This window comes from Kitasatospora sp. NPDC001175 (assembly GCF_053598215.1).
Genome location: NZ_JBSFJU010000021.1, coordinates 120,463 through 127,646 on the forward strand (window position 1 = coordinate 120,463; position 7,184 = coordinate 127,646).

A 7,184-nucleotide genomic window follows, 5' to 3' on the forward strand; every position below is an offset into this window, starting at 1 on the left:
CGCCGCCATGACGCACCGACGCTGGTTCACCCCCTGGCTGCTCATCGCGCCGGCCCTGGTCTGGCTGCTGGTCTTCACCGTGTGGCCCTCCGTCAACACGGTGATCCTCTCCTTCACCAACGCCCGTCCGCTGGGCGGCGGGCACTTCGTCGGCCTGGAGAACTTCCACCGTGCTTTGATCGACGAGCAGTTGGGAGACGCGCTGCTGAACAGCGTGATCTACATGCTGGTCTGCCTGCCGCTGCTCACCGTGCTGCCACTGCTGATGGCCCTGCTGGTGCACAAGCGCCTGCCCGGAATCACCTTCTTCCGCACCGCCTTCTACACCCCGGTGATCGCCTCGGCCGTCGTGGTGGCCCTCGTCTGGGGCTGGGTCCTGGACGAACGCGGGTTGGTCAACGGCCTCGCCCAGCGTCTCGGCGTCCTCGGCCACGCGCTGCCCTTCCTCACCGACCGCTGGCTGCTCCTGCTCAGCGCCATCAGCCTCACGGTCTGGAAGGGTCTCGGCTACTACATGATCATCTACCTCTCCGCTCTCGGGAACGTCGGCCGGGAGCTCCACGAAGCGGCGGCCGTGGACGGCGCCGGCACCTTCCGCCGCTTCCTGCACGTCACGCTGCCCGGCGTGCGGAACACCATGCTGCTGGTCGCCGTGCTGATCTCGGTCTCGGCGCTACGGGTCTTCTCCGAGCTGTACGTCCTCTCCGACGGCACCGGCGGCCCCGGCGGCCGGGACATGTCGGTGGTCATGCTGATCCAGATGTACAGCCGGGGCTTCACCGGCCACCTCGGCTATGCCTCCGCGCTCAGCCTGCTGCTCTTCGTCATCACCGTCGGCCCGCTGCTCCTGCTGCTGCGCCTGGACCGGAAGGCGGTCTGAGAACCGATGGCCCGACAGCGTCCGACGACCGGACTCCGCTCGGCGACCGAGCCGACCGAGCCGACCGAGCCGACCGCGTCGGCCGGGCTCGTGCAGGCGAGCGATCCTCCGCCTTTGCCCGCGCACCACGCGACCGCCCGACCGCGGCCGGCAACCCGTCCTGTCAGGGGTTTCAACTCCACCTCGACCACCGAGAAGGCGGTCCGCTACCTGCTACTGCTCCTGGTGCTCCTGCTCACCGTGGGTCCCTTCCTCTGGGAGCTCTCCACCTCCCTCAAGGCTCCCACCGAGGACATCTTCACCCGAACTCCCAGCTTCCTGCCGCACCGTCCCACCCTGGGCAACTACGCCGAGGTCGCCCGGGCCGTCCCGGTCTGGCGGTACGCCGCCAACTCCCTGGTGGTGGCCGCGATCACCGTCGGCGGCAACGCCGTCGGGGCGACGCTCGCCGGCTTCGCCCTCGCCAGGCTGCGCTTCCGGGGTGCCCGGCTGGCCCTCGGTCTGTTCCTGGCGACCCTCGTGCTACCGGGAGAAGTCACGGTCGTCTCGCAGTACGTGACGGTCCGAAGCCTCGGCCTCGCGGACACCCTGCTCGGTGTCGCGCTGCCCGGAGCGATCGGGATGCTGAACGTCCTGCTGATGCGGACCGCCTTCCGTGCGATCCCCGGCGAGCTGGACGACGCCGCGATCGTGGACGGCGCCACCGTCTGGCAGCGCCTGGTCCACATCGGACTGCCCAACGTACGCGGGATGCTGAGCGTCGTGGTCATCTTCGCCTTCATCGGCGCCTGGGACGACTTCCTCTGGCCGCTGATCGTGCTCACCGACCCCGACAAGTACACCCTCACCGTCGGCCTCCAGTACCTCAACGGCACCTTCAGCGCCAACCCCCGCCTGATCGCGGCCGGTACCATGATCGCCTTCCTGCCGATCGTGGTGGTCTTCGCCGCTCTCCAGCGCTTCTTCTTCCGAGGCGTCGAGGAGGGCGCGATCAAGGGCTGACCGGCGGTGGCCCCTGGTTCCCGGGCCATCGGGTGAACCGCCTCGCACGCGTGGCCGGAGGGAGGTCCGCATCGCGGCGGCAGCGGGCCGGCACCGACGGATCGGCCCGCCTCGTTCGCGCCGCACGACGGGAGTGGGAAGCCGGGCCGGTGAGCCGGTGGCCGACCCGGCGGCGCACCGGCCCGGGCGGGTTCGCCCACGACACCTCTGCCCGCACGGCGCACCCGGAACGGGCGCCTCAGGGCGCCTCGGCTCCGGTCACCAGGATCACCTCGAGGGTGCGCGGCCCGTGCACACCCTCCACCCGGTCGAGTTCGATGTCGCTGGTGGCGGACGGTCCGGAGATCCAGGTCTGCGGGCGGGTGGGATCCAGGCGGGGGAGCGCCCGGGGGAGCGAGGCGACGACCTGTTCGGGGGAGCGCACCACGCAGATGTGGTGGTCCGGGACCAGGGTGAGCAGCCGCCGGCCCTGGGCCGGACCGGCATCCAGCACGATCGTCCCGGTCTCGGCCACCGCCAGTACGCAGCCGGTCAAGACGCTGTCCACGGCGTCGAGTCGGACGGCGGTGAGCGTACCGTCGTCGGGTACGGCCCTGACTCCGGTGGTGGCGGCCAGCCAGTCGGGCGGCAGATCGGCGGGCACGGCCACGGTCCGGGAGCCGTGTGCGGCGAGCAGGCGGGCCACGGTCGCGGGCAGCCCGGCCTCGGTACTCCGGTGGACCAGGGCCCGGTAGTCGGCCAGGTTCTCGTGCAGCAGGTCGAGCAGTGCCGCCGGATCCTCGTCCCGATGGGCGGTCAGATAGGCCCGGGGGATGTCCTGCGCGGGACCACCGGCAGCTGCGGGAGCAGCACCCGCTACGGGCTCCGGGCCGATCGCGGCGCGGATCCGGGCCAGTACCGTCTCCCGGCTTCCACTCATCGGCTGTCCTTCCGGGAACGGTTCTTCTTCCACCAGTCGCGGAACGGCTCGGCGGGCAGCTCGGGCAGATCGCGGGTGTCGGTCCAGGCGCCACCGGGGCCGGGCAGTCGTTTCGGAAGCAGTCCACGGGCCTTGCCCGCGATCCGCTCCCCGGCCGCCAGCACACCGGGGTGGTCCAGGGCGTACCCCGCGGCCTTCACCGCCGCCCGCTCCAGCCGGTGCCCGGGTCCGCCCTGCCCGGCGACCCGCTCGCGCAGGTGCACCAGCACCTCTGGAATGTCGATGGCCACCGGGCAGACCTCGTAGCAGGCTCCGCACAGTGAAGAGGCGTACGGCAGCGACGCATCGATCGCACTTGCGGTGCCGCGCAGTTGGGGCGTCAGAACGGCCCCGATCGGGCCGGGGTAGACCGACCCGTAAGCGTGGCCGCCGGCCCGCTCGTACACCGGGCAGACGTTCAGGCAGGCGGAGCAGCGGATGCAGCGCAGTGCCTGCCGCCCGACCTGGTCGGCGAGGGCGGCGGTACGGCCGTTGTCGAGCAGTACCAGGTGGAAGTCCGAGGGCCCGTCGCCCTCCGGGCCGCGGGTGCCCGTCCAGAGCGAGGTGTACGGGTTCATCCGCTCGGCGGTGGAGGAGCGCGGCAGGAGCTGCATGAAGACCTCCAGGTCGCGCCAGCGCGGGATGACCTTCTCGATCCCGGCCACCGAGATCAGCGTCTTCGGCAGGGTCAGGCACATCCGGCCGTTGCCCTCGGACTCGACCACCACCAGGGTGCCGGTCTCGGCGACCATGAAGTTGGCACCGCAGACGGCGACCTCCGCGCGCAGGAACTTCTCCCTCAGGTGCAGTCGTGCGGCCTCGGCGAGCTGGGCGGGAGAGTCGGTCAGCCCCTCGGGCGCGGGCCGGCCCCACTGCGCCATCCGCGCGGCGAAGATGTCGCGGATCTCCTCCCGGTTGCGGTGGATCGCGGGCACCAGGAGGTGCGAGGGCCGGTCGTCGCCCAACTGCACGATGAGCTCGGCCAGATCGGTCTCGTACGCGATGATGCCCTCGGCCGCGAGCGCCTCGTTGAGCCCGATCTCCTGGGTGGCCATGGACTTCACCTTGACCACCTCGCGTTGGCCGGTGGCCAGCACCAGGTCGGCGACGATCCGGTTGGCCTCGGCGGCGTCGGCGGCCCAGTGCACCGTACCGCCCGCCTCGGTGACCGCCGCCTCCAACTGGAGCAGATAGCGGTCGAGATGGCGCAGTGTGTGGTCCTTGATCGCCTTGCCGGCGGCGCGCAGCTCGGCCCAGTCGGCGAGTTCGGCGACCGCGCGCGCCCGCTTCTCGCGGATGGTGCGGGTGGCGTGGGTGAGGTTGGCCCGCAACCTCGTGTCCCGGGTGGACACGGCGGCGGCCTCGGGGAAGGAGGGGCCGCTCCCGGTAGCGGACGGGCCGCTCCCGGGGAAGGACGGCATGCCGAGGAAGGTGCCACCGCTCATACCGCGCTCCCTTGTTCGTCACCGGACGTGCCGGTCCACGGCTGCTCCTCGGTGGAGGCCAGGATCTCGGCGATGTGCAGCGGCCGCAGCGGCGCCGACCGCCGGCGCAGCAGACCGCCGAGGTGCAGCAGACAGGAGTTGTCCCCGCCGCAGAGTACCCGGGCGCCCGTCCCCAGCGCGTTGCGCACCTTGTCGTCGCCCATCGCGGTGGAGACGTCGGGGTTCTTCACGGCGAAGGTCCCGCCGAACCCGCAGCACTCCTCGGCACCGGGCAGCTCCACCAGCTCCAGCCCCCTGACGGCGCGCAGCAGCCGCAGCGGTCGGTCACCGAGGCGCAGCAGCCGCAGGCCGTGGCAGGAGGGATGGTAGGTGACGGTGTACGGGAAGTGGGCGCCGACGTCCTCGACCTCGAGCACATCGATCAGGAACTCGGTCAGCTCGTACACGCGCGGCACCAACGAGTCCGCCGCTTCGGCGAGTTCGGTACCGCGCCGCTCCGTCCGGGCGCGGGCTCCGATCCGGGGGTAGGCGTCGCGGATCATCGCGGTGCACGAGCCGGACGGGGTGACGACGTACTCGTAGGCCGCGAAGGCGCGCGCGAGGCGGCGGACCATCGGTTCGGTCTCGCGGCGGTAGCCGGTGTTGAACTGTGGCTGCCCGCAGCAGGTCTGCTCGGCCGGGAAGTCCACCTCGACACCGAGCCGCTCCAACAGCCGGACGGTGGCGATCGCGGTGGACGGGTACAGGGCGTCGTTCACACAGGTGGCGAAGAGTGCGACGCGCATCGCGGCCTCCATGGCGATCGGGCTCCCGTGCAGGGACGTCGGTACGGAACGGCCCTCCGGGGAGCGGACGGGCTCCCCGGAGGGCCAGCGTATCCGGCCGGCCGTCAGTGACCGCGCCTGATCCACTCGTCGAGTTGCGGTGCCTCGGCCCCGATCGTGGTCGAGTCACCGTGGCCGGTCCGCACCTCCGTCTCCGGCGGCAGGGTCAGCAGCCGCTCCCGGATCGACCGGATGATGGTCGGGAAATCGGAGAAGGACCGGCCGGTGGCCCCGGGACCGCCCGCGAACAGCGTGTCGCCGGTGAAGACCGTACCCAGCTGTTCGGAGTGCAGGCAGACCGCGCCGGGCGCGTGGCCCGGGGTGTGCAGGACGGTCAGCTCGATGCCCGCGACCGCGAGGCGCTGCCCGTCCGTCAGGTCGCCGTCCACCGGACGCTGGGGGTGGGTCTGCTTCCAGAGCACCTGGTCCTCACGGTGCAGCAGGACGGGAGCGCCGGTCCGCTCGGCGAGCGCCGGGGCGGCGGCGATGTGGTCGTTGTGCGCGTGGGTGCACACGATCGCGACCAGCCGGCGGCCGCCGAGCGCGGCGTACACCGCCTCGGCGTCGTGTGCGGGATCGATGACCAGCGCCTCGGTGCCGTCGCCGACGATCCAGACGTTGTTGTCGACCTGCCAGGTGCCGCCGTCCAGCGAGAAGGTGCCGGAGGTGACCAGCCGCTCGACGCGGGGGGACTGCGCGGCCATCAGAAGACCACCACCGAGCGCAGTACCTCGCCCTTGTGCATCCGGCCGAACGCCTCCTCCACGTCCGTCAGCCGGATGGTCTCGCTGACGAAGGCGTCCAGGTCGAGGCGGCCCTGCAGGTAGAGGTCGATGAGCATCGGGAAGTCCCGGCTGGGCAGGCAGTCCCCGTACCAGGAGGACTTCAGCGAACCGCCCCGGCCGAAGACGTCCAGCAGCGGCAGCTCCAGCTTCATCTCGGGGGTCGGCACGCCCACCAGGACCACCGTCCCGGCCAGGTCACGGGCGTAGAACGCCTGACGGTACGTCTCCGGCGTCCCGACCGCGTCGATCACCACATCGGCACCGAAGCCGCCGGTCAGCCCCTGGATAGCCTCGATGGGGTCGGCGGAGCGGCCGTTGACGGTGTGCGTGGCGCCGAGCTTCTGCGCGGTGGCGAGCTTGCGGTCGTCGATGTCCACCGCGATGATCCGCGCGGCCCCGGCCAGCCTGGCGCCGACCACGGCCGCGTTGCCCACGCCGCCGCAGCCGATCACGGCGACCGTGTCGCCCCGGCCGACGTCGCCGGTGTTGATGGCGGCGCCGAGACCGGCCATCACACCGCAGCCGAGCAGCCCGGCGGCAGCGGGAGAGGCCTCGGGCGAGACCTTGGTGCACTGTCCGGCGGCGACCAGCGTCTTCTCGGCGAAGGCGCCGATGCCCAGCGCGGGGGAGAGCTCCGTCCCGTCGAGCAGGGTCATCTTCTGCTTGGCGTTGTGGGTGTTGAAGCAGTACCAGGGCCGACCGCGCAGACAGGCGCGGCAGTTTCCGCAGACGGCCCGCCAGTTGAGGATCACGAAGTCACCGGGCGCGACGTCGGTCACCCCCTCACCGACGGACTCCACCACACCGGCCGCCTCGTGGCCGAGCAGGAAGGGGAACTCGTCGTTGATCCCGCCCTCCCGGTAGTGCAGGTCGGTGTGGCAGACCCCGCACGCCTGGACCCGCACCAGCGCCTCGCCCGGACCGGGATCCGGGACCACGATCGTCTCGACCTGCACCGGGGCACCCTTGGAACGGGCGATCACGCCGCGCACCTGCTGAGCCATGAGGAAGAACCTCTCGTCATCGGGCGCGGGCAGGCGCTCCGACCGTGCCCGCGCGGGTGGTTCGTGCCGGTCGCGGCCAGGCCGCGCCGGTCGCGAGTAGTTCACGACGGCAACACCGTACGGTGCCGGCGATCACCATCGACCACCGGATCACCGGTCACTGATCGTCGGTCAGCGACGGAGCCACCGCCGCAATGCCGACAAGTTGGTCGAGGTGGTCGATTGTCAAGCATCCAACGGCGTGTCGGGGTGGTGGGACTGGAGAACGGAACGGGACCTCCGGCAG

Annotated in this window: 7 protein-coding genes; 2 read left to right on the top strand and 5 right to left on the bottom strand. The window is 71.5% G+C overall.

Annotation, left to right across the window (positions count from 1 at the left end; translation table 11 throughout):
• The first annotated feature begins 7 nt into the window (after positions 1-7).
• A complete protein-coding gene (locus ACWDAK_RS17830; protein WP_344641080.1) occupies positions 8-880 on the top strand; it encodes a carbohydrate ABC transporter permease in 873 nt (290 codons plus the stop codon).
• A gap of 114 nt (positions 881-994) precedes the next feature.
• Positions 995-1,882, top strand: coding sequence for a carbohydrate ABC transporter permease (locus ACWDAK_RS17835; protein ID WP_425557861.1), 888 nt, complete (start codon positions 995-997; stop codon positions 1,880-1,882).
• Positions 1,883-2,120: 238 nt separating this feature from the next.
• Here ACWDAK_RS17835 and ACWDAK_RS17840 read toward each other — a convergent pair whose 3' ends face one another.
• The 5 genes from ACWDAK_RS17840 to ACWDAK_RS17860 form a co-directional block, all read right to left on the bottom strand.
• Positions 2,121-2,801: a LutC/YkgG family protein gene (locus tag ACWDAK_RS17840; protein WP_344641081.1), complete on the bottom strand. Its 681-nt coding sequence runs from the start codon at positions 2,799-2,801 to the stop codon at positions 2,121-2,123.
• Positions 2,798-4,285, bottom strand: a complete 1,488-nt coding sequence (locus ACWDAK_RS17845; RefSeq protein ID WP_425557862.1) for a lactate utilization protein B — start codon at positions 4,283-4,285, stop codon at positions 2,798-2,800. The genes ACWDAK_RS17840 and ACWDAK_RS17845 overlap by 4 nt, the downstream gene beginning before the upstream one ends.
• Positions 4,282-5,070, bottom strand: a complete 789-nt coding sequence (locus ACWDAK_RS17850; RefSeq protein WP_344641082.1) for a (Fe-S)-binding protein — start codon at positions 5,068-5,070, stop codon at positions 4,282-4,284. Before ACWDAK_RS17850 ends, ACWDAK_RS17845 begins: the two co-directional genes overlap by 4 nt.
• A gap of 104 nt (positions 5,071-5,174) precedes the next feature.
• Complete coding sequence (locus ACWDAK_RS17855) at positions 5,175-5,813, bottom strand: MBL fold metallo-hydrolase (RefSeq protein ID WP_427393856.1); 639 nt, start codon at positions 5,811-5,813, stop codon at positions 5,175-5,177.
• Entirely contained in the window at positions 5,813-6,898 is a 1,086-nt protein-coding gene (locus ACWDAK_RS17860) for an S-(hydroxymethyl)mycothiol dehydrogenase (RefSeq protein ID WP_427393855.1), read from the bottom strand. Before ACWDAK_RS17860 ends, ACWDAK_RS17855 begins: the two co-directional genes overlap by 1 nt.
• Positions 6,899-7,184 lie beyond the last annotated feature (286 nt).